The organism is Streptomyces sp. NPDC050416 (genome assembly GCF_044458845.1).
Classification (GTDB): Bacteria; Actinomycetota; Actinomycetes; order Streptomycetales; family Streptomycetaceae; genus Streptomyces.
On the sequence record NZ_JBITII010000017.1, the window covers coordinates 1 to 20,063 of the forward strand.

Here is a 20,063-nt window from a genome sequence, read left to right on the forward strand (position 1 = left end):
GAGAAGTACCAGCTCAGGCACCGTGACTGGGAGACGGCCGAACGCGAGGGCCGCACCATCACCCCGCTGCTGACCCGGCTCAACACCATCCGCCGCGAGAACCCGGCCCTCCAGCAGTTGCGCGACATCCACTTCCACCACGCGGACCAGGAAGCGGTGATCGCCTATTCGAAGCGGCAGGGTTCGAACACGGTTCTGGTGGTCGCCAACCTCGACCCCCACCACACCCAGGAGGCCACGGTCTCGTTGGACATGCCGCAACTCGGCCTGGACTGGCACGAGTCGGTGCCGGTGCGCGACGAGCTCACCGGCGAGACCTACCACTGGGGCAGGGCCAACTATGTGCGCCTCGAACCGGGCCACAGGCCCGCGCATGTCTTCTCGGTTCTGCGACCGTCCACCCCGCAGATCGGAGGGTCACCCACAACATGATCGTCAACGAACCCGTTCAGGACACCTTCGAGGACACTCCTGCCAGGGACCGGGACCCGGAGTGGTTCAAGCGCGCCGTCTTCTACGAGGTACTCGTCCGCTCGTTCCAGGACAGCAACGGCGACGGCGTCGGGGACCTGAAGGGCCTGACCGCCAAGCTCGACTACCTCCAGTGGCTCGGCGTCGACTGCCTGTGGCTGCCGCCGTTCTTCAAGTCCCCGCTCCGGGACGGCGGCTACGACGTCTCGGACTACACCGCCGTCCTGCCGGAGTTCGGTGACCTGGCCGACTTCGTGGAGTTCGTCGACGCCGCCCACCAGCGCGGCATGCGCGTGATCATCGACTTCGTCATGAACCACACCAGCGACCAGCACCCGTGGTTCCAGGAGTCCAGGAAGGACCCCGACGGGCCCTACGGCGACTACTACGTGTGGGCGGACGACGACAAGCAGTACCAGGACGCCCGGATCATCTTCGTCGACACCGAGGCGTCGAACTGGACCTACGACCCGGTCCGCAAGCAGTACTACTGGCACCGCTTCTTCTCCCACCAGCCGGACCTCAACTACGAGAACCCGGCCGTGCAGGAGGAGATGATCTCCGCGCTGAAGTTCTGGCTGGACCTGGGCATCGACGGCTTCCGGCTGGACGCGGTGCCGTACCTGTACCAGGAGGAGGGCACCAACTGCGAGAACCTCCCGGCCACCCACGACTTCCTGAAGCGGGTGCGCAAGGAGATCGACGCGCAGTACCCGGACACGGTGCTGCTCGCCGAGGCCAACCAGTGGCCCGAGGACGTCGTCGACTACTTCGGCGACTATCCGAGCGGCGGCGACGAATGCCACATGGCGTTCCACTTCCCGGTGATGCCGCGCATCTTCATGGCGGTGCGGCGGGAATCGCGCTACCCGGTCTCCGAGATCCTGGCCAAGACCCCGGCCATCCCGTCGGGCTGCCAGTGGGGCATCTTCCTGCGCAACCACGACGAGCTGACCCTCGAGATGGTCACCGACGAAGAGCGCGACTACATGTGGGCCGAGTACGCCAAGGACCCGCGGATGCGCGCCAACATCGGCATCCGCAGGCGGCTGGCTCCCCTGCTGGACAACGACCGCAACCAGATCGAGCTGTTCACGGCCCTGCTGCTGTCACTGCCGGGCTCGCCGATCCTGTACTACGGCGACGAGATCGGCATGGGCGACAACATCTGGCTCGGCGACCGGGACGCCGTGCGCACGCCGATGCAGTGGACGCCCGACCGCAACGCGGGGTTCTCCTCCTGCGATCCGGGGCGGCTGTTCCTGCCCACGATCATGGACCCGGTCTACGGCTACCAGGTGACCAACGTCGAGGCGTCCATGGCCTCGCCGTCGTCCCTGCTGCACTGGACCCGCCGCATGATCGAGATCCGCAAGCAGAACCCGGCCTTCGGTCTGGGCTCGTACACCGAGCTGCCGTCGACGAACCCGGCGGTGCTGGCGTTCCTGCGGGAGTACGAGGACGACCTGGTGCTGTGCGTCAACAACTTCTCGCGGTTCGCGCAGCCCACGGAGCTGGATCTGAGCGCCTTCGAGGGGCGGCACCCGGTGGAGCTGTTCGGCGGGGTCCGCTTCCCGGCGATCGGCGAGCTGCCGTATCTGCTGACGCTGGCAGGTCACGGTTTCTACTGGTTCCGGCTCCGCAGGGATACCTTGTGAGGCCTGAGACGGCCTGACGAGGCCCCGCAATTTCGGGGCGGGCCGCAAACCCCCGTGGCGGGGCGTTTCTCCCGCCCCGCCCGGGGCACGCATCAGTAACACCCCGCCCATCCGCGTGAGCCGGAGGGGCGCCGCCGGCACCTGCCGAAGGACCCGGAGGCGCACCAATCATGGGTGAAAGGACGCGACGCCATGTCGGAAGCCGTCACACGCACCGTCACCGCCCCGCCCGGCCTTCTTGCCTCACTCGATCCGCTGCTGCGGGAGTGGCTGCCACGGCAGCGCTGGTTCGCGGGCAAGGGACGTCCGGTCACCGGATTCACGCTGGTCGAGGCCACCGAGCTGCTCCCCGCCACGGGCAAGCTCGGCCTGTACCACCTGCTCGTGCGCGCCCACCAGCCGTCCGTACCGTCGCACGGCGCGCCCGGCCACCCCGGCGACTGCTACCAGTTGCTGATAGGTGCGCGCGAGGCGCTGCCGCCTCGGCTGGCGCCCGCGCTGATCGGACACATGGCGACGGGGCCGCTGGCCGGACGGACGGTCTACGACGCCCTGCACGACGCCAGGCCCGCCGAACTGCTCCTGGAGGCGCTGCGCACCCAGGCCCGGATCGGCGGGCTCCGCTTCGAGCGGGACCTCGACCAGGACATCCGGTCCGGTCTGGTGCCGCGCGTGGTGACAGCGGAGCAGTCCAACTCGTCGATCGTCTACGGCGATACGTTCATCCTGAAGCTGCTGCGCCGCATCGTGCCCGGGGTCAACCCGGACCTGGAGCTGCCGCTGGCGCTGGCCCGCGAGGGCTGCCCCCGGGTGCCCGCGCCGACGGCCTGGATGGTCGCGGACGTCGACCCCGCGGCGGACCCGGTGATCTCGGCGGGCCCGGCCGACCTCGTCGGCCAGCCGTACGTGCTGGGGGTGCTCCAGCCGTTCGTGCAGGGCGCCTCCGACGGCTGGGAGCTGGCGCTGCGCGAGCTGGCCAAGGGCGAGGACTTCGGCGCCGAGGCGCGGGCGCTGGGCCGGGCCACCGCCGAGGTGCACACCACGCTGGCCCGGGCACTGCCGACGGTCACGCTCGGTCACATGCAGCTCCGGCTCATGGTGGACGGCATGATCGAGCGGCTGGAGGCGGCCGTCCAGGCGGTGCCCGCGCTGCGGCCCTACGCCGGCGGGCTGCGCTCGGCGTTCACGGCGCTGGGCGATCTGGCCGCCGAGGGCCGCACCTGGACCGCGCAGCGCGTGCACGGCGATCTGCACCTCGGACAGTGCCTGCGCTCGCCGGCCGGCGAGTGGTGGCTGATCGACTTCGAGGGCGAGCCGGCCCGGCCGCTGGCCGAGCGGCGCATGCCGCAGCCGGCGGTGCGGGACGTCGCCGGCATGCTGCGGTCCTTCGACTACGCGGCACGCTCGGCCGATCCGCCCCAGCCGGACTGGGCCGAGACCTGCCGTTCCGCGTACTGCTCCGGGTATGCCGAGGCCTCCGGTCTCGATCCGCGCACCGACCCGGTGCTGCTGCGCGCCTATGAAACCGACAAGGCGATCTACGAGGTGGTGTACGAGGCCCGGCACCGCCCCGACTGGCTGCCGGTGCCCATGGCCGCCATAGACCGGCTCGCCTCGACCGGCCATCTGACCTGACCCGACCTGACTGATCCACCTGCGTCCTGGAGGCTCCGCCCGTGACCCCCCGTCCTGAGTCCAGCGGTTCCCGTCCCAAGGGGACGGCCGGGGAGAAGATCCCCGAGCAGCCCACGGCCGCCCAGAAGAAGAGTGCCGCGAAGAAGACGTCGGTGCCGAAACAGGCGGCGGCCAAGAAGGCGACGGCCCCCGCGAAGAAGGCCGCCGTCAAGAAGACGCCCGCCGCGCAGCCACCCACGACGAAGGCCACGGCCAAGAAGGCGGCCCCGGCGAAGACGACCGCGAAGAAGGCCGTCGAGAAGACGGCTGCCGCGAAGAAGGCCGTTGCGAACAAGGCCGTCGCGAAGAAGACGGGTGCCGAGAAGGCGACCGTGGCGGAGGCACCCGCGACGAAGACCACCGCCAAGAAGACGACGGTGAAGAAGACCACCGCCAAGAAGGCCACGACGACGAAGGCGGCAGCGACCAAGTCCACCGCCACCAAGGCCGCAGCCACCAAGACCACCGCGACCAAGGCCGCCGCTGCCAAGACCACCGGCACCAAGGCCACCACTGCCAAGCCCCCCGCGAAGAGGGCTCCCGCCAAGAAGGCCACCACCAAGAAGGCCACCGCCGGAAACAGCACGGCCGGTACCGGCACCGCCGCCCCCGCCCAGACCCTCCCGCCCGAGATGGAGGTCGCCGTCTCGCCCGCCGTCGGCGCGGCCGACCGGGAACGGCTGCTCAACGGCACGCATCACAACCCGCACTCCGTGCTCGGCGCCCACCCCGTGCCCGGCGGGATCGCGTTCCGGGCGTTCCGGCCGTACGCCCTGTCGGTGACCGTCGTCGCCGGGGAGGTGCGGACGGAGCTGGAGAACGACGGGGAGGGGTTCTTCTCCGGGCTGCTGCCGCTGCCGGAGGTCCCGCAGTACCGGCTGCTCGTGGAGTACGAGGGGACGGTCCTGGACACCGAGGACGCCTACCGTTTCCTGCCCACACTGGGCGACCTCGACCTGCACCTGATCGGTGAGGGCCGGCACGAGCAGCTGTGGACGGCGCTGGGCGCGCACCCGATGACCCACCAGGGCGTGACCGGCACCCGATTCGCGGTGTGGGCGCCGAACGCGCTCGGCGTGCGCGTGGCCGGCACCTTCAACTTCTGGGACGGCACCGGCCACGTCATGCGCTCGCTCGGCTCGTCGGGCGTGTGGGAGGTGTTCCTGCCGGACATCGGCGAGGGCGAGCTGTACAAGTTCGAGATCACCCGCCCGGACGGTTCGAAGACGCTGCGTGCCGACCCGATGGCCCGCCGCACGGAGGTGCCGCCCGCGACGTCGTCGGTCATCACGTCCTCGGAGTACGAGTGGGGCGACGACGAGTGGCTGGCACGGCGCGCCGATGCCCCGGCGCACGAGGCGCCCTTCTCGGTGTACGAGGTCCATCTGCCGTCCTGGCGGCCGGGGCTGACGTACCGTCAACTGGCCGAGCAGCTCCCGGGGTACGTGAAGAACCTGGGGTTCACGCACGTCGAGCTGATGCCGGTCGCCGAGCATCCGTTCGGCGGCTCCTGGGGCTACCAGGTCACCGGCTTCTACGCGCCGACGGCCCGGCTGGGCACGCCCGACGACTTCCGGTACCTGGTGGACTCGCTGCACCGGGCCGGGATCGGCGTACTGATGGACTGGGTGCCGGCGCACTTCCCGCGAGACGACTGGGCGCTGGCCGAGTTCGACGGCCGCCCCCTGTACGAGCACGCGGATCCGCTGCGGGCCGCGCATCCCGACTGGGGCACGCTGGAGTTCGACTACGGGCGCAACGAGGTGCGCAACTTCCTCGTCGCGAACGCCCTGTACTGGTGCGAGGAGTTCCACATCGACGGGCTGCGCGTGGACGCGGTGGCGTCGATGCTCTACCTCGACTACTCGCGCGAGCCGGGCCAGTGGACGCCCAACGAGCACGGCGGCCGGGAGAACCTGGACGCGGTGGCGTTCCTCCAGGAGATGAACGCGACGGTGTACCGCAGGGTGCCCGGTGTCGTCACGATCGCCGAGGAGTCGACCGCCTGGGACGGCGTCACCCGGGCCACCCACCACAAGGGCCCGAGCGGCTTCGGCGGGCTCGGGTTCGGGCTGAAGTGGAACATGGGCTGGATGCACGACTCGCTCGAGTACATGAGCCGAGAGCCGGTGTACCGCAAGTACCACCACCACGAGATGACCTTCTCGATGGTGTACGCGTACAGCGAGAACTACGTCCTGCCGATCTCCCACGACGAGGTCGTGCACGGCAAGCGTTCACTGGTGTCGAAGATGCCGGGCGACTGGTGGCAGCAGCGTGCCAACCACCGGGCGTACCTGGGCTTCATGTGGGCCCACCCCGGCAAGCAGCTGCTGTTCATGGGGCAGGAGTTCGCGCAGGGCGCCGAGTGGTCCGAGGCGCACGGCCCGGACTGGTGGCTCCTCGACCCGGGCTACGGGGCCGAGGCCGAGCACCGGGGCGTGCGGGACCTGGTCCGCGACCTCAACACGGTCTACCGCGCGACCCCGGCGCTGTGGCGGCTCGACACGGACCCGGCAGGTTTCGAGTGGGTGGTCGGGGACGCCGCCGAGGACAACGTCCTGGCGTTCCTGCGGCTGGACCCGGAGGGCAACCCGATCCTGTCGGTGTCGAACTTCGCGCCGGTCGTCCGCCAGGACTACCGCTTGGGCGTCCCCGAGGACGTCCCGGCCTGGCACGAGGCCGTCAACACCGACGCCGCGCGCTACGGCGGCAGCGACGTCAGCAACCCCGACCCGGTCAAGCCGGAGGCCCAGCCCTGGCACGGCCGCCCGGCCAGCATCCGGCTGACGCTCCCGCCGCTGGCCACGGTCTGGCTGCGCCCGGCGTAGGCCTGTGACACGGGTGTGACGGGAGGAGTGGCTTCCGTCACAGCCGGTCCGGTCCGGGCCTGGTGGGGTGGCCGCATGCGTGCCACCCCGGTCACCCGCCGGCCCGGAAGGGGCTGAGGCCCGATGCTGGTGGGTCTCGGTGTCTCGGCGGCCTGCGCCGTCGCCGCGTTGATCGCCGCGGCGGGAACCGCCGCGATGGCGTTCCCCGGGCGGCCCGAGCCGTGGCCCGTGCATCTGATGCGCCGGGCGGCGGCGACGGCCGCGTGGGCGGCCGCGGCCGTGTACGTCCTGGGGTTCTTCGCCGTGCTGGCGTCGGAGTCGGACTTCAACGACGGGGCGAACTCGGTGCCGGCCCCGGCCTGCCGCGACGGTTTCGACCCGGCCACGATCCAGGGCCTGACCCACCACCGGTCCTCGTACCTGCCGCTGCGCTTCGACTGCGTCCGCGACGACGGCACCGTCTACGCCAGTGACTCCTCCTACGCGTGGATGAACTGGTCGAGCGCGCTCCTCGCCCTGTCCGCCGCCCTGCTCGCCATCGGCGCGGGCTACGCGACCGAGCTCCGCGCCTGGAAGACGGCGGTGGCGCCCTGACTCTGCTCCCGGTCTTCCTCGGGCTCGTCGTCGGCTGGGTCGCGCTGCGCGGGCTGCTGGCGCATCCGCTGCTGCCGCTGTGGGTGCGGACCTCGGTGTTCTGGGCGGTCCCGCTCGGCGCCGTCACGTGGCTGTGCATCATGGCCGCGGACGACTACCTGCTGTTCCCTGATACGGCCCCCTGTCCGAGGGAGCCGTATCAGGAGGGCGTCATCGGCAGCGGCAGGGTGTCGGGCGTCTCCACGCCGTTCCCGCCACGCGCCTACTGCGCGTGGGAGGACGGGACCGTCTACGATCTCGCGCCCGGGGCCGAGTTCCTGTTCTGGGTCTTCTTCGCCCTGACGGTCGTACCGCTGGCGGCCGGGCTGTGGCACGCCCTGCGGGATCCGAAGTCTCTGCTCCGGTAGACGCGTTCAGCGAGTGGGGGCTACTCGAACGCCTCCGACAGGGACTCGGGCAGCTTCCCGGTGTGCAGTACGCCGAGCCGCTGGGTGGCGCGGGTCAGGGCGACGTACAGGTCGCTGGTGCCGTAGCGGGCGGGCTCGACCACGAGGACGGAGTCGAACTCCAGGCCCTTGGCCTGGCGCGGGTCGAGGAGGACGACCGACCGGGTGAGGTCGGGTTCGGCGCCCGCCGTCACGCCCTCCAGCCGGGCCGCGATGCCGCGGTGGAGGTCGCGCGGCGCGATCACCGCGAGCCGCCCCTCGTCGGGGGTGAGCTCCCCGACCGCCTTGGCGACGGCGCCCGGGAGGTCGTCGGTTGCCCGCGCCCAGGGGCGTACGCCCGTGGAGCGGACCGAGCTCGGCGGCTCGAAGTCCGGGTGCTCGGCGCGGACCACGGCCGCGGCGACGTCCATGATCTCGGCCGGCGTGCGGTAGTTGACGCCCAGCCGGGTGTGCTCCCAGCGGTCCTCGACGTACGGGGCGAGGATGCCCGACCAGGAGCCGACACCGGCCGCCTCCGCCGTCTGCGCGGGGTCGCCGACCAGGGTCATCGAGCGGGTCGGGCTGCGCCGCATCAGCAGCCGCCACGCCATCGGCGACAGCTCCTGCGCCTCGTCCACGATGATGTGCCCGAACGCCCAGGTGCGGTCGGCGGCGGCGCGCTCGGCGGCGCTGCGGTGGTCGTCCTCCTCGTGCCGCTCGGCGAACCGCTCGGCGTCGATGATGTCGTGCGCGGACAGCACCTCGGAGGACTCGGGGTCGTCCTCCTCCTTGTCCTCGAACTCGTACGTCCGGGACGCGTACGACACGTCCAGCACGCCCTGCGCGTAGGCGATCTGCCGCTCCCGCTCGCGCTGCGCGCGCTCCCGGGCCAGCCGGTCGTCCTCGCCGAGGAGTTCGGCGGCCTCGTCGAGCAGCGGCACGTCCGCGACGGTCCACCGCCGGGTCACCGGGCGGCGTACGGCGGCGGCGTCCTCGGCGGGCAGGAACTCCTCGGGCGCGGCGAGGAAGTCGGCGACGAGGCGCTGCGGGGTCAGCAACGGCCACAGCTGGTCGATGGCGGCCCAGACCTCGGGGTTCTCGGCGAGGTCGTCGCGGATCTGGGTGATGTCGCTGGGGTCGAGCAGGCTGGACCCGTCGAAGGGGTCGGTGCCGATCCGCTCGGCGTACAGGTCGGTGAGCGCGTTGAGGATGTGCCCCTCGAAGTGCTCGCGGGCGGCGTTGTGCGGCAGTTTCGCGGCGCGGGTGCGCTCGCGCGCGACGTTCACCAGGCCGTCGTCCAGCATGAGCACTTCGCGTTCGTGCTCGATGGCGATCACCGGGTCGGGCAGCGCCTGCCGGCTGCGGACGACCTCGGCGAGGACGTCGGCCATGTCGGCGCGGCCCTTCACGGCGGCGGCCTCGGGCATGTCGGTGGCGGTCGCCTTCACGCCGGGGAACAGCTCGCCGACGGTCGCGAGAAGCACACCGGTCTCGCCGAGGGAGGGCAGCACCTCGCCGATGTAGCCGAGGAACGCCGGGTTGGGCCCGACGATCAGCACCGCCCGCTTGGCGAGCAGCTCCCGGTGCTCGTACAGCAGATACGCGGCGCGGTGCAGGGCGACGGCCGTCTTGCCCGTGCCCGGGCCGCCCTCCACCACGAGGACGCCCCGGTGCGGGGCGCGGATGATGCGGTCCTGGTCGGCCTGGATGGTCTGCACGATGTCGCTCATGCGGCCGGTGCGCGCGGAGTTGAGCGCGGCGAGCAGCACGGCGTCGCCCGACGGGTCCTCGTGGCCGGTGCGGGTCTCGTCGCCGAGGTCGAGGATCTCGTCGTGCAGGTGGGTGACCTTGCGGCCGTCGGTGGCGATGTGCCGCCGGCGCCTGAGCCCCATCGGGGTGTGGCCGGTGGCCAGGTAGAACGGGCGGGCGACCTCGGCACGCCAGTCGATCAGGACCGGTGTGCGCTCGGCGTCGTCCCTGCGCAGGCCGATGCGGCCGATGTGGTGGGTGATGCCGGAGGTGAGGTCGATCCGGCCGAAGCACAGGGAGCCGTCCACCGCGTTCAGGGCGGCGAGCAGCCCCGATCGCTCGGCGACGAGGATGTCCCGCTCCAGTCTGGCCTGCATGGGGGTGTTGCCCTGCGCGAGCGCGTCCGTGACGGAGGTCTCGGCGTCGCCGCGCAGTGCGTCCACGCGCGCGTACAACCCGTCGATGAATTCCTGCTCGTGCCGCAATTCATCGTCCGGAAATTCGGTGTTTGACAATTCCACTCCCGCCCGGATATACTGTGCTCACTGAACTTCACTATGACTCCAATCGACTTGAAGTCACGAATGAACAAATATACGCAAGGAAATCCCCCGAGCGCAATTGCTCGGGGGATTTCCTGTTCTCCGGGCGGGTCGCCTAGAGCACGTCGGCCAGTTCCTGAAGCAGCCGCCGCTTCGCCCGCGCGCCCACCATCGCCTTCACGGGCTCACCGCCGCGGAACACCATGAACGTCGGCATCGACAGCACCTTGTAGGCGTTCGTGGTCTGCGGGTTGGAGTCCACGTCGAGCTGCACCACTTTCAGCCGGTCGCCCTCCTCTGCGGCCAAGGCCTTCAGCACCGGACCCATCTGCTTGCAGGGCGGGCACCAGTCGGCGGTGAACTCCACCAGCACCGGCAGGTCCGCGCCGATCACCTCCGCCTCGAAGTCCGCGTCCGTCACATCGATCACCATGTGTGCCTCCCCAGCTCGCACTGCGGCTCCGGACCCCCCGGAGCCTCCGCCTCGGCGGCCAGTTCGGCCCGGGCCAGCTGCCGGGCGACCGTCTCCCGCACGGCCGTCAGCTGACCGATCAGGGAGTCGAGTTCGTCCAGCTTGCGCCGGTAGACCGCGAGGGACGCCGGGCAGGTGTCGCCCTCGGGGTGCCCGGCCCGCAGGCACTCCACGAAGGGCCGCGTCTCCTCCAGGTCGAATCCGAAGTCCTGCAACGTCCTGATCTGCTCCAGCAGTTTCAGGTCGCACTCGTCGTACGTCCGGTATCCGTTGCCCTCTCGCCGCGCGGGCAGCAGCCCCCGCGACTCGTAGTACCGCAGCGTCCGCGTCGTGGTCCCGGCCCGTGCGGCCAGCTCGCCGATTCGCATGCGGTTGAACGTAGTCCTTGACGCCGACGTCAAGGCAACAGCGGCTTCCGCTCCACCGGGGAGGTCAGCACGATCGACGTCGTGGTGCGGCCCAGCGCCGAGACCGCCTCCAGCACCTCCTCCAGGTGGACGGTGTCCCGGACGGCGGCCTTGAGGATCCAGCAGTCCTCCCCGACGACGTGGTGCACCTCGGTGATCTCGGGCCGCTCGATCAGCTCCAGGGTCCTGGGGTGCTTGAGGTTGTAGCCGCCGTGCGGGTCGACCCTGATGAACGCCTGGATGCCGTAGCCGAGCCGGGCCGGCACGACATGGGCGCCGTAGCCGCTGATCACGCCCGCCGCCTCCAGCCGTCGCACGCGCTCGGTGACCGCCGCCGGGCTGAGCCGGACCCGGCGGCCCAGCTCGCTGAGCTTGATCCGGCCGTCGGTCTGGAGCAGCTGGAGGATCTGCCGGTCGAGCGCGTCGAAGGCCACCGAGGTTTCGTCGGCGACGGTGCGCGGATGCCGTGGTTCTTTCGGCGTAGCGGCCTGAACTCCCATGGTTCCCCCTTCAAGGCATGGCTGTGCGCCAGGAGAATTATGGTCATGGAAAAGGCCCTGGAAGTCCTGGTCATCGGCGGGAACCGGTACATCGGAAAGCGTCTGATCGCACGTCTGCTCGCCGACGGGCACCGCGTCACCGTGCTGAACCGGGGGTCCTCCCCGCCGCCCAACGGAGTGGAGCACCTGGTCGCCGACCGGGACGACGAGCGGTCCCTGACCGGCGCACTCGGCTCGCGCGTCTTCGACGTGGTCGTGGACCAGGTCTGCTACACACCCCGCCAGGCGGCCCTCGCCCGCCGCGTCTTCTCCGGCCGCACCCGCCGCTATGTGATGACCTCCACGGTCGAGGTGTACGAGTACGAGGACTCCCCCGTCCTCGTGCGGGAGGAGGCCGTCGACCCGGCCACGGTCACCGTGGACCTCGGGCTGCCCTGGGACGACCCGGCGTTCCTGGAGGCGAACTACGGGGAGGGCAAGCGGCAGGCCGAGGCGGTCCTCGCGGCCGACGGCCCGGCGTTCCCGTACACGGCGGTGCGGGTGGCCCATGTGCTGGGCGGGGCCGACGACTTCACCGGGCGGCTCGCCCACTACGCCGAGCGGATGCGCACCGGCGAGTCGATTGCCGTGCCCGTGGTGAACCGCCCCGCCACCTACGTCCATGTCGAGGAGATCGGCCGGTTCCTCGCCTGGGCGGCGGGCGAGGACTTCACCGGGCCGGTGAACGCCGCCTCGCACGGGCCGCTGAGCACCGAGGAGTTGTGCGAGGCGGTGGCCGCGCACGTCCCGGACGGCCGGACGGTGTTCCGGCCCGTCGAGGTCGGCGAGGTCTCGCCGTTCTCCTTCCGCCGTGCCTACGGCATGGACAACGGCCGGGCCGCCCGGCTCGGCTTCACCTTCACCGACGCCCGGCAGTGGCTGCCGCGTGCCGTCGCCGAGACGCTCGGGAAGGGCGACTGACATGCGGTACAGAACACTCGGCGGGCTGCGGGTGAGCGCGATCGGGCTCGGCGCGATGCCGCTGTCCATCGAGGGCCGCCCGGACGAGGAGCGCGCCCTGGCCACCGTGCACGCCGCGCTCGACGCGGGTGTGACCCTCCTCGACACGGCCGACTCGTACCATCTGCCGGGCGCGGAGCCCGGCCACAACGAACGTCTGCTGGCCCGCGCGCTGGCCGCCTACGCCGGTGACACCTCCGGCGTGCTGGTGGCGACGAAGGGCGGGCGCGGCCGCCCGGCCGGCGGCGACTGGACGGTGAACGGCTCCCCGCGCCACCTCAAGGCCGCCGCCGAGGCCTCCCGCAAGCGCCTCGGTATAGAGGCGATCGGCCTCTACCAGCTCCACAAGCCGGACCCCGACGTGCCCTTCGAGGAGTCGGTCGGCGCCCTGCGCGAGCTGCTCGACGCGGGCACGATCCGGCTGGCCGGGGTGTCCAACGCGGACACGGACCAGATCCGCCGGGCGCGGGAGATCCTCGGCGAGAAGCTGGTGTCGGTGCAGAACCGGTACTCCCCCGCCGTCCGTGACAGCGAGCCGGAGCTGCGGCTGTGCGCGGAACTGGGGCTGGCGTTCCTGCCGTGGAGCCCGCTGGGCGGGCTGGCCCGCAGCTCCCTGGACGGGCCGTCGCGCACCGAGGGCAGGGACCGCCTGGCCGCCTTCCACGAGATCGCGGCGGACCGCGGGGTCAGCCCCCAGCAGGTCGGCCTGGCCTGGTTGCTGGCGCGTTCCCCCGCCGTCGTCCCGATCCCGGGGGCGAGCCGGCCGGAGACGGCCAGGGACTCGGCGGCCGCGGCGGACCTGCGGCTCAGCCCGGAGGAACGGGCCCGCCTGGACGAGGCCGCCGGGTTGGTCCGCGTCTAGCGCGCCCCGGCGGACTCCAGCTCCTTGTCCTCGGCGGGCTCGTCCGCGGTCTTCCCCTTGCCGGGCAGCAGCAGCGCCACCACGACCGTCCCGACACCCAGGATCACGGCCCCGACCAGACTGGTGTGCGCGACCGCGTCGGCGAACGAGGAACCCACCGCATCGGCCAGCTGCCGTGCACCACCGGCGAGTTGCCCGGCCTGCGCCTTGAGCCGCTCCGCCTGCTGGGGGTCGCTCGTGTGCGCCGCCTGCTCGGCCAGCTGCCGTGCCTTGTCACCGATGCCCCGGGCGACGGCGTACCCGGCCCCGACGGAGTCCTGGGCCGTCTCCAGCGAGGAGGCGGGGAGCTTGCCGCCGGACGTCGCGTCCGCGAGGTGGCCGGAGTACGACGTGGCCAGCAGCGAGCCGAGGATGGCGATGCCGAGCGACCCGCCGAGCTCCAGCGACGTGTCGTTCACCGCGCCGCCGACGCCCAGCTGGGACTCCGGGAACGCCCCCATGATCGCGTCCGTGCAGGGCGAGAGGGCGAGCCCGATCGCGAGGCCGAGGACGATGAGAGGTGCGACGAAGTCGCCGTACGACGACCCGGAGTCGACCCGGGTGAGCAGCGCCAAGGCCGCCGTACCGCCGACCATGCCGGCCGTGACGGTCCACTTCATGCCGACCCGCGGAGTGAGGTAGCCGGTGAGTGCGGAGCCCGCGAAGACGGCACCGGCCAGCGGCAGCATCCGCAGGCCCGTGTCCAGGGCGTCGTAGCCGAGGACGAACTGCAGGTGCTGCGTCAGGTAGTAGAAGGCGCCGAAGACGGCCAGGAAGAACAGCGCGACGGCGAGGTTGGAGCCCGCGAAGCGGCGGTCGGTGAAGCGGCGCACGTCGAGGAGGGGACGCGGGTGGCGCAGCTCCCAGAACACGAAGGCCACGAGCGCGACGCCCGCGACGACCGCCGCCGTGACCGCCTTGACGCCCCAGCCAAAGTGCGGGCCCTCGATGATCATGTAGACGAGCGCGCCGATCCACACCACCGACAGCAGTCCGCCGCCGTAGTCGATCCGCCCCTGGTGGCCGGACCTGGACGGCGGTACGAGGACGAGCGCGCCGACGACGGCCAGGGCGGCGATGGGCACGTTGATGAGGAACGTCGACGACCAGCCGTGGTGCTCCAGCAGCGCCCCGGCGACCAGCGGCCCGGCCGCGATGGCGAGCCCGGCCGTGGCGGTCCACAGGGTGATGGCCTTGGCGCGTTCGGCGCGCGGGAAGGTCGCCGCGAGCAGGGACAGCGTGGCGGGCATGATCATCGCGGCGCCGGCGCCCATCACGGCTCGGGCCGCGATCACCGCCGTGGCGCTGCCGGCGAGGTAGCCGGAGACGGCACCGCCGCCGAAGACGACCAGCCCGAGGACGAGCGCGCCCCGGCGGCTGTACTTGTCGCCTATCGCGCCGAGCAGCAGCATCAGCGCGGCGTACGGGACGGTGTAGCCGTCGATGACCCACTGGAGGTCGGCGCTGGACAGGCCGAGGTCCTCGGTCATGGCGGGCGCGGCGACGGTGAGGGCGGTGTTCGCCATCACGATGATCAGCAGGCTCAGGCAGAGCACGAGGAGCGCCCACCAGCGCCGGGCGTAGGGGCGGTCCATCCTCTCGGCCGGTTCGGTCATGACGAGTCGCATGGCAGGGGGTCGCCTTCCTCACTGACTTGCACAGGGGTGTGCATTTGCACAACCATGTGCAATGTACGTCGTTGCACACTGCTGTGCAAATCGATGGAGGAAGGGCACAATGGCGCCCATGACCACGGGCACCACCAGCCGCGCCGACGCCAACCGGCGCCGCATCCTCGACGTCGCCCTCGGCGAGCTGCTGCGCGACCCCGACGCGTCCATGGACCAGATCGCACGCGCCGCGGGCGTCGTGCGGCGGACCGTGTACGGGCACTTCCCGAGCCGCGAGGCGCTGATCAGCACCCTCGTCGACGAGGCGGTGGAGTCCCTGTCGGCCGCGCACGCGGCGGGCCGGGAGGGCGTGGAGGACCCGGCGGAGTCCGTGGCCCGCTCGGTGCTGGCGGTGTGGGAGCTGGCCGACCGCTACCGGCTGCTGATCGCGCTCGCCCAGCGCACGGTCACCATGCAGGGCATCCGGGAGCGGCTCACCCCGGTCCGGGAGGCCGCCACCGCAGTCCTCCGGCGCGGCCTCGACGAGGGCGTCTTCCGCTCACCGCTGCCCGCGCCGGCCCTGGCCTACGTGCACGAGCAGATGCTGGTCGCGCTGATGGAGGCGGTGAACGACGGGCTGGTGGCAGCACGAGAGGCGGGCCGCTGCGCCGCGGTCACGGTACTGACCGCGGCGGGCGTGCCCGCCTCCGAAGCCACCGAGCTGGTGGCGAAGCTGAACGATTGATCTTGTCTGCGTTGATCTTGTCTGCGTACGGACCGGGCGGCTGAGCGACGGGGGGACACTCAGCCGCCCGGAGTCTCGCGGCGGGGCGCGGCGCGCGGCCGTCAGGCCTTCGCCAGCGCCTTGTCGCCGCCCTGCTCGGGAACCTCGGCCTGGCCGTCGTCCGGGCCGCCGTGCTCGTCGTCGAGCAGCGTCTTCTCGTCGAAGGGCAGCTGACCGGCGAGGACCTGGTCGACCCGCTCCTTGTCGATCTCCTTCGTCCAGGTGCCGATCAGCACGGTGGCCACGGCGTTGCCGGCGAAGTTGGTCAGGGCGCGGGCCTCGCTCATGAAGCGGTCGATGCCGACGATGAGGCCGATGCCGTCCACCAGGGCCGGCTTGTGCGACTGCAGACCACCGGCCAGGGTCGCGAGACCGGCGCCGGTGACACCGGCGGCGCCCTTGGAGGCGACCAGCAGGAAGAGCAGCAGCGGGATCTGCTCGCCGATCGACATCGGCGTGCCCATGGCGTCGGCGATGAACAGGGACGCCATGGTCATGTAGATCATGGTGCCGTCGAGGTTGAAGGAGTAGCCGGTCGGGACGGTGATGCCGACCACCGGCTTGCTGACGCCCAGGTGCTCCATCTTCGCGATGAGCCGCGGCAGCGCGGACTCGGAGGAGGACGTGGACAGGATCAGCAGGAACTCACGGCCCAGGTACTTGAACAGCGTGAGGATGTTCAGGCCGGAGATCACGCGCAGCAGGATGCCGAGCACGATGAAGACGAAGAGGAAACAGGTGGCGTAGAAGCCGAGCATCAGCACGGCGAGGCTCTTGAGCGCGTCCACGCCGGCGGAGCCGGTGACGGCGGCGATGGCGCCGAAGGCACCGATCGGGGCGGCCCACATCACCATGGCGAGGATGCGGAAGACGAGCCGCTGGATGTGCTCGATACCGCGCAGGATCGGCTGGCCCGCCGCGCCCATGCCCTGCAGCGCGAAGCCGGCGAGCAGGGCGATCAGCAGGGTCTGCAGGACCGACTCGTTGGTGAAGGCGGACACCATTGTGGTCGGGATGATGCCCAGCAGGAAGTCGGCGGTGTTCGCGGTGGCCTCGGGGTCGACCTGTGCGTGACCGGCGTCCTTGACCGCGTCGGTCATCGCGAGACTCGAGCCCGGGTCCAGGATGTTGCCGACGACCAGGCCGATGCCCAGCGCGACCAGCGACATCACCATGAAGTAGCCGAGGGCGATACCGCCGACGGCACCGACCTTGGCGGCCTTCCGTACCGAGCCGATGCCCAGCACGATCGTGCAGAAGATGATCGGCGAGATCATCATCTTGATCAGGTTCACGAAGCCCGTACCGATCGGCTTCAGCTCGACAGCGAAGTCGGGTGCGGCCAGACCCACCGCGATACCGGCGGCGACCGCGATGATCACCGCGATGTAGAGATAGTGCGTACGGTCCCGCTTGGCCTTGGGTGCGGCTGGTGCCGTATCGGCTGCGCTGGTCACGGCGGCCCTCCTTGACGACGTCGTCGGCATCACCGGCGTGCGGCTCACGTCCGGGACTGGGAGCGGGGAACTCCCGGAGATGCGTTATGGGGAATGCCGTGACTATGTCCTGCTCTGTGAGCGCGGTCACCCTTCCGTTCATTTAGTTCACAATCAGCCACGAGGCAGACTGACGGCATGCGCTTCTCCGTACCCGGTCCCCGCAGCCTGGCGGGCCAGCTCTTCGCCATGCAGGCCGTCCTGATAGCGGTCGTCGTGGCCGGATACGCGCTGTTCACTTACGTCAGCGACCGCAGCCAGGCCGAAGAGGCGGCGCGGCGCCAGGCCAGGGCGGTGGCGCGATCCGTCGCCGACTCCCCTTCGGTGCTGGAGGCGGCACGCAGCTCCGACCCGACCGGCCGGCTCCAGCCGTACGCGCTGCGGGTGATGCGGGACACCGAGGTCGACTTCATAACGATCATGGATCCGCGGGGCATCCGCTGGACGCACCCCGACCCGGACCAGATCGGCCAGCCCTTCCGGGGCCATACCGCGAAGGCTCTGAAGGGCGAGACCTTCGACGAGACCTACACCGGCACGCTCGGCCCCTCCGTCCGCGCGGTCACCCCGATCCAGGACGGCAAGAAGATCGTCGGCCTGGTCAGCGCGGGCATCCGGGTCGACGAGATCAGCCAGCGGGTGCAGGACCAGCTGACGGCCCTGCTCGGCGTCGCGGCCGGCGCGCTGGTCCTGGGCGCCGTCGGCACCTATGTCATCAACGCCCGGCTGCGCCGCCACACCCACGGCATGAACGCGGCCGAGCTCAGCCGGATGCACGACTACCACCAGGCCGCCCTGCACGCCGTACGCGAGGGGCTGCTGATGCTGGACGGGCAGTACCGTGTGGCGCTGATCAACGACGGAGGGCGCGAGTTGCTCGGCGTGGCCGGGGAGGTGGTGGGCAGGTCGGTGGCGGAGCTGGGGCTGCCCGCCCCGCTGACGGGTGCGCTGCTGGCCTCTGAGCCGCGGGTGGACGAGGTGCATCTGACGGCGTCGCGGGTCCTGGTGATCAATACGTCCCCGGTGTCGGGCGGCGAGCGGCGCGGTACGGTCGTCACCCTGCGCGATGTCACCGAACTCCAGTCACTGATGGGCGAGTTGGACTCCGAGCGGGGCTTCACGCAGGCGCTGCGCTCACAGGCGCACGAGGCGGCGAACCGGCTGCACACGGTCGTCTCGCTGATCGAGCTGGGCCGGGCGGAGGAGGCGGTGGAGTTCGCGACGGCCGAGCTGGAACTGGCGCAGGCGTTGACCGACCAGGTCGTGGCGGCGGTGAGCGAGCCGGTGCTGGCGGCACTGCTGCTGGGCAAGACGGCCCAGGCGAACGAGCGGGGCGTGGAGCTGATGGTGTCGGAGGACAGCAGCCTGGACGACGGCCTGCTGCCGGAGTCCCTCCCCTCGCGGGACCTGGTGACCATCCTGGGCAACCTGATCGACAACGCCGTGGACGCGGCGCAGGGCAGCGGGCGGGCGCGGGTGACGGTGGCGGCCTACACCCAGGACACCGAGGACCCCGGGGCTCTCGATGGCGCCCCGGAGCTGGTGCTCAGGGTCTCGGACACGGGCCCGGGTGTGGACCCGGAGCACGCCGAGGCCGTCTTCCAGCGCGGCTTCTCGACCAAGCCGGCGGGGCCGGGCGGCCGGGGCCTGGGGCTGGCCCTGGTACGGCAGGCGGTCCAGCGGCACGCGGGGGCGCTGTCGGTGGCGGAGGCCGAGGGGGGCGGGGCGGAGTTCGAGGTACGGCTGCCGCTGCGGGAGTCGGGGGCGGTGGCCGAGGGCGTGACAGCCGGGACCTCGGTGTCCAGAGGCGCTGGAGGCAACGCATGACGAGCGACAGCACGCCCGAGAGGGACATCCGCGTCCTGGTCGTGGAGGACGACCCGGTCGCCGCCGACGCGCACGTGCTGTACGTCGGCCGCGTCCCCGGCTTCGTCGCCGTGGGCAAGGCGCACACGGGCGCGGAGGCCCGCCGGGCCCTGGAGCGCACGCCCGTCGACCTGCTCCTGCTCGATCTGCATCTGCCGGACGTACACGGACTGCACCTCGCGCGGTCCCTCCGGGCGGCCGGGCACCACGCGGACGTGATCGCGGTGACGTCGGCGCGTGATCTGGCGGTCGTGCGCGAGGGCGTCTCGCTCGGAGTCGTGCAGTACGTCCTGAAGCCGTTCACCTTCGCGACCCTGCGGGACCGCCTCGTGCGGTACGCCGAGTTCCACGCCGCGGTCGGCGAGGCGAGCGGCCAGGACGAGGTCGACCGGGCGCTGGCCGCCCTGCGCGCCCCGGGCCCGGCGGCCCTCCCGAAGGGGCTGAGCGCACCGACGCTGGAGCGGGTGACGGTGGCCCTGCGCGACAGCGCGGAGGGCCTCACGGCCGCCGGTGTGGCGGAGACGGTGGGCATCTCCCGCATCACGGCCCGCCGTTACCTGGAGCACCTGGTGGACGCGGGCCGCGCGGCCCGCCGCCCGCAGTACGGCACGGTGGGCCGCCCGGAGTTGCAGTACCGCTGGGTCACGGGCTAGTGACGGCTCGTCAGGCCCGGCACGAACCTGATGCTCAACCCCCTCCAGACCCTCTCGGTCTTCGGGCTGATCTGGGTGATGACCAGGGGCGGCCCGGGCGGCAAGAGCCAGACGCTGCCGCTTCATTGAGTTTCCGGGATCGTTTCCCATCGTGGCGGGGAAGCATGGGCGTGCAGGTGGAATCCTGCGCCCAGTGCTGCGTGCTGCGCGGGGCAGCCACCTCCGGCCCGTGTGAGCGTGTCCCTCCGGACGCTTGCCCGCCGGACCTGTGGGTCTGGTGGGGGAGGGTGCCCTGCGTCGCCTGGGCGCGGGGCGTGTGGTGCGGAGCCGGGTGGGTCCGGTCTTGGACCGGTCCTGCCGGCGGGTCTGGGCGGTGGCCGGTTCGACCAGGGCGGTGGCTTCGAGCCGGTCGACCACGCTGCGGATGACCA

At 71.4% G+C, this 20,063-nt stretch carries 17 protein-coding genes and 1 pseudogene; 12 read left to right on the forward strand and 6 right to left on the reverse strand.

Annotation, left to right across the window (positions count from 1 at the left end; translation table 11 throughout):
* From ACIBL4_RS36920 to ACIBL4_RS36945, 6 genes are all read left to right on the forward strand, one after another.
* On the forward strand, nt 1-432 hold a 432-nt coding region (locus tag ACIBL4_RS36920; RefSeq protein WP_399416188.1), incomplete at its 5' end, for a DUF3459 domain-containing protein.
* Nucleotides 429-2,129 (forward strand): maltose alpha-D-glucosyltransferase, encoded by a 1,701-nt coding sequence (gene treS, locus ACIBL4_RS36925; RefSeq protein ID WP_356924432.1) that lies wholly within the window; start codon nt 429-431, stop codon nt 2,127-2,129. The genes ACIBL4_RS36920 and treS, both read left to right, overlap by 4 nt.
* A 192-nt stretch (nt 2,130-2,321) precedes the next feature.
* Nucleotides 2,322-3,764, forward strand: coding sequence for a maltokinase (locus tag ACIBL4_RS36930; RefSeq protein WP_399416189.1), 1,443 nt, complete (start codon nt 2,322-2,324; stop codon nt 3,762-3,764).
* Nucleotides 3,765-3,805: 41 nt separating this feature from the next.
* On the forward strand, nt 3,806-6,634 hold the full coding sequence (gene glgB, locus ACIBL4_RS36935) for a 1,4-alpha-glucan branching enzyme (RefSeq protein WP_399416190.1): 2,829 nt from the start codon (nt 3,806-3,808) through the stop codon (nt 6,632-6,634).
* 123 nt (nt 6,635-6,757) lie between these two features.
* Nucleotides 6,758-7,228, forward strand: a complete 471-nt coding sequence (locus ACIBL4_RS36940) for a hypothetical protein (RefSeq protein WP_399416191.1) — start codon at nt 6,758-6,760, stop codon at nt 7,226-7,228.
* Nucleotides 7,120-7,635, forward strand: coding sequence for a hypothetical protein (locus ACIBL4_RS36945; protein WP_399416192.1), 516 nt, complete (start codon nt 7,120-7,122; stop codon nt 7,633-7,635). Before ACIBL4_RS36940 ends, ACIBL4_RS36945 begins: the two co-directional genes overlap by 109 nt.
* Before the next feature lie 20 nt (nt 7,636-7,655).
* On the opposite strand, the gene ACIBL4_RS36950 is transcribed toward ACIBL4_RS36945, so the two are convergent.
* The 4 genes from ACIBL4_RS36950 to ACIBL4_RS36965 form a co-directional block, all read right to left on the reverse strand.
* Nucleotides 7,656-9,887, reverse strand: a complete 2,232-nt coding sequence (locus tag ACIBL4_RS36950; RefSeq protein WP_399416290.1) for a HelD family protein — start codon at nt 9,885-9,887, stop codon at nt 7,656-7,658.
* Nucleotides 9,888-10,059: 172 nt separating this feature from the next.
* Complete coding sequence (locus ACIBL4_RS36955) at nt 10,060-10,377, reverse strand: thioredoxin family protein (protein WP_399416193.1); 318 nt, start codon at nt 10,375-10,377, stop codon at nt 10,060-10,062.
* Nucleotides 10,371-10,784 carry a MerR family transcriptional regulator gene (locus ACIBL4_RS36960; RefSeq protein WP_356924438.1) on the reverse strand — a complete coding sequence of 138 codons (414 nt, stop codon included), beginning with the start codon at nt 10,782-10,784 and terminating at the stop codon, nt 10,371-10,373. Before ACIBL4_RS36960 ends, ACIBL4_RS36955 begins: the two co-directional genes overlap by 7 nt.
* Before the next feature lie 29 nt (nt 10,785-10,813).
* Entirely contained in the window at nt 10,814-11,323 is a 510-nt protein-coding gene (locus tag ACIBL4_RS36965) for an Lrp/AsnC family transcriptional regulator (protein ID WP_020273060.1), read from the reverse strand.
* A gap of 45 nt (nt 11,324-11,368) precedes the next feature.
* Here ACIBL4_RS36965 and ACIBL4_RS36970 point away from each other — a divergent pair, with 45 nt between their 5' ends.
* The gene (locus ACIBL4_RS36970; RefSeq protein WP_399416195.1) at nt 11,369-12,283 is read left to right on the forward strand and encodes an NAD-dependent epimerase/dehydratase family protein; all 915 of its coding nucleotides are present in this window, start codon (nt 11,369-11,371) and stop codon (nt 12,281-12,283) included.
* A gap of 1 nt (nt 12,284) precedes the next feature.
* The gene (locus tag ACIBL4_RS36975) at nt 12,285-13,184 is read left to right on the forward strand and encodes an aldo/keto reductase (protein ID WP_399416196.1); all 900 of its coding nucleotides are present in this window, start codon (nt 12,285-12,287) and stop codon (nt 13,182-13,184) included.
* Here the strand turns inward: ACIBL4_RS36975 and ACIBL4_RS36980 are convergent.
* Nucleotides 13,181-14,851: a DHA2 family efflux MFS transporter permease subunit gene (locus ACIBL4_RS36980; protein ID WP_399416197.1), complete on the reverse strand. Its 1,671-nt coding sequence runs from the start codon at nt 14,849-14,851 to the stop codon at nt 13,181-13,183. The two genes, ACIBL4_RS36975 and ACIBL4_RS36980, sit on opposite strands and share 4 nt — an antisense overlap.
* 109 nt (nt 14,852-14,960) lie before the next feature.
* On the opposite strand from ACIBL4_RS36980, the gene ACIBL4_RS36985 reads away from it, so the two are divergent.
* Nucleotides 14,961-15,578 carry a TetR/AcrR family transcriptional regulator gene (locus ACIBL4_RS36985; protein ID WP_399416198.1) on the forward strand — a complete coding sequence of 206 codons (618 nt, stop codon included), beginning with the start codon at nt 14,961-14,963 and terminating at the stop codon, nt 15,576-15,578.
* 101 nt (nt 15,579-15,679) lie between these two features.
* Here ACIBL4_RS36985 and ACIBL4_RS36990 read toward each other — a convergent pair whose 3' ends face one another.
* Nucleotides 15,680-17,074, reverse strand: a complete 1,395-nt coding sequence (locus ACIBL4_RS36990; protein WP_399416199.1) for a cation:dicarboxylate symporter family transporter — start codon at nt 17,072-17,074, stop codon at nt 15,680-15,682.
* Between the two features lie 177 nt (nt 17,075-17,251).
* Here ACIBL4_RS36990 and ACIBL4_RS36995 point away from each other — a divergent pair, with 177 nt between their 5' ends.
* The 3 genes and pseudogenes from ACIBL4_RS36995 to ACIBL4_RS37005 form a co-directional block, all read left to right on the forward strand.
* Entirely contained in the window at nt 17,252-18,940 is a 1,689-nt protein-coding gene (locus ACIBL4_RS36995; protein WP_399416200.1) for an ATP-binding protein, read from the forward strand.
* Complete coding sequence (locus ACIBL4_RS37000) at nt 18,937-19,632, forward strand: response regulator (protein ID WP_356924446.1); 696 nt, start codon at nt 18,937-18,939, stop codon at nt 19,630-19,632. Before ACIBL4_RS36995 ends, ACIBL4_RS37000 begins: the two co-directional genes overlap by 4 nt.
* 18 nt (nt 19,633-19,650) lie before the next feature.
* Nucleotides 19,651-19,755, forward strand: a pseudogene (locus ACIBL4_RS37005) (sugar ABC transporter permease); the annotation flags it as partial.
* Nucleotides 19,756-20,063 lie beyond the last annotated feature (308 nt).

Coding starts and splice junctions, on each gene's coding strand:
- treS (WP_356924432.1), top strand. CDS start 429: ATGATCGTCAACGAACCCGTTCAGGACACCTTCGAGGACACTCCTGCC.
- ACIBL4_RS36930 (WP_399416189.1), top strand. CDS start 2,322: ATGTCGGAAGCCGTCACACGCACCGTCACCGCCCCGCCCGGCCTTCTT.
- ACIBL4_RS36940 (WP_399416191.1), top strand. CDS start 6,758: ATGCTGGTGGGTCTCGGTGTCTCGGCGGCCTGCGCCGTCGCCGCGTTG.
- ACIBL4_RS36955 (WP_399416193.1), bottom strand. CDS start 10,377: ATGGTGATCGATGTGACGGACGCGGACTTCGAGGCGGAGGTGATCGGC.
- ACIBL4_RS36960 (WP_356924438.1), bottom strand. CDS start 10,784: ATGCGAATCGGCGAGCTGGCCGCACGGGCCGGGACCACGACGCGGACG.
- ACIBL4_RS36965 (WP_020273060.1), bottom strand. CDS start 11,323: ATGGGAGTTCAGGCCGCTACGCCGAAAGAACCACGGCATCCGCGCACC.
- ACIBL4_RS36970 (WP_399416195.1), top strand. CDS start 11,369: ATGGAAAAGGCCCTGGAAGTCCTGGTCATCGGCGGGAACCGGTACATC.
- ACIBL4_RS36975 (WP_399416196.1), top strand. CDS start 12,285: ATGCGGTACAGAACACTCGGCGGGCTGCGGGTGAGCGCGATCGGGCTC.
- ACIBL4_RS36980 (WP_399416197.1), bottom strand. CDS start 14,851: ATGCGACTCGTCATGACCGAACCGGCCGAGAGGATGGACCGCCCCTAC.
- ACIBL4_RS36985 (WP_399416198.1), top strand. CDS start 14,961: ATGGCGCCCATGACCACGGGCACCACCAGCCGCGCCGACGCCAACCGG.
- ACIBL4_RS36995 (WP_399416200.1), top strand. CDS start 17,252: ATGCGCTTCTCCGTACCCGGTCCCCGCAGCCTGGCGGGCCAGCTCTTC.
- ACIBL4_RS37000 (WP_356924446.1), top strand. CDS start 18,937: ATGACGAGCGACAGCACGCCCGAGAGGGACATCCGCGTCCTGGTCGTG.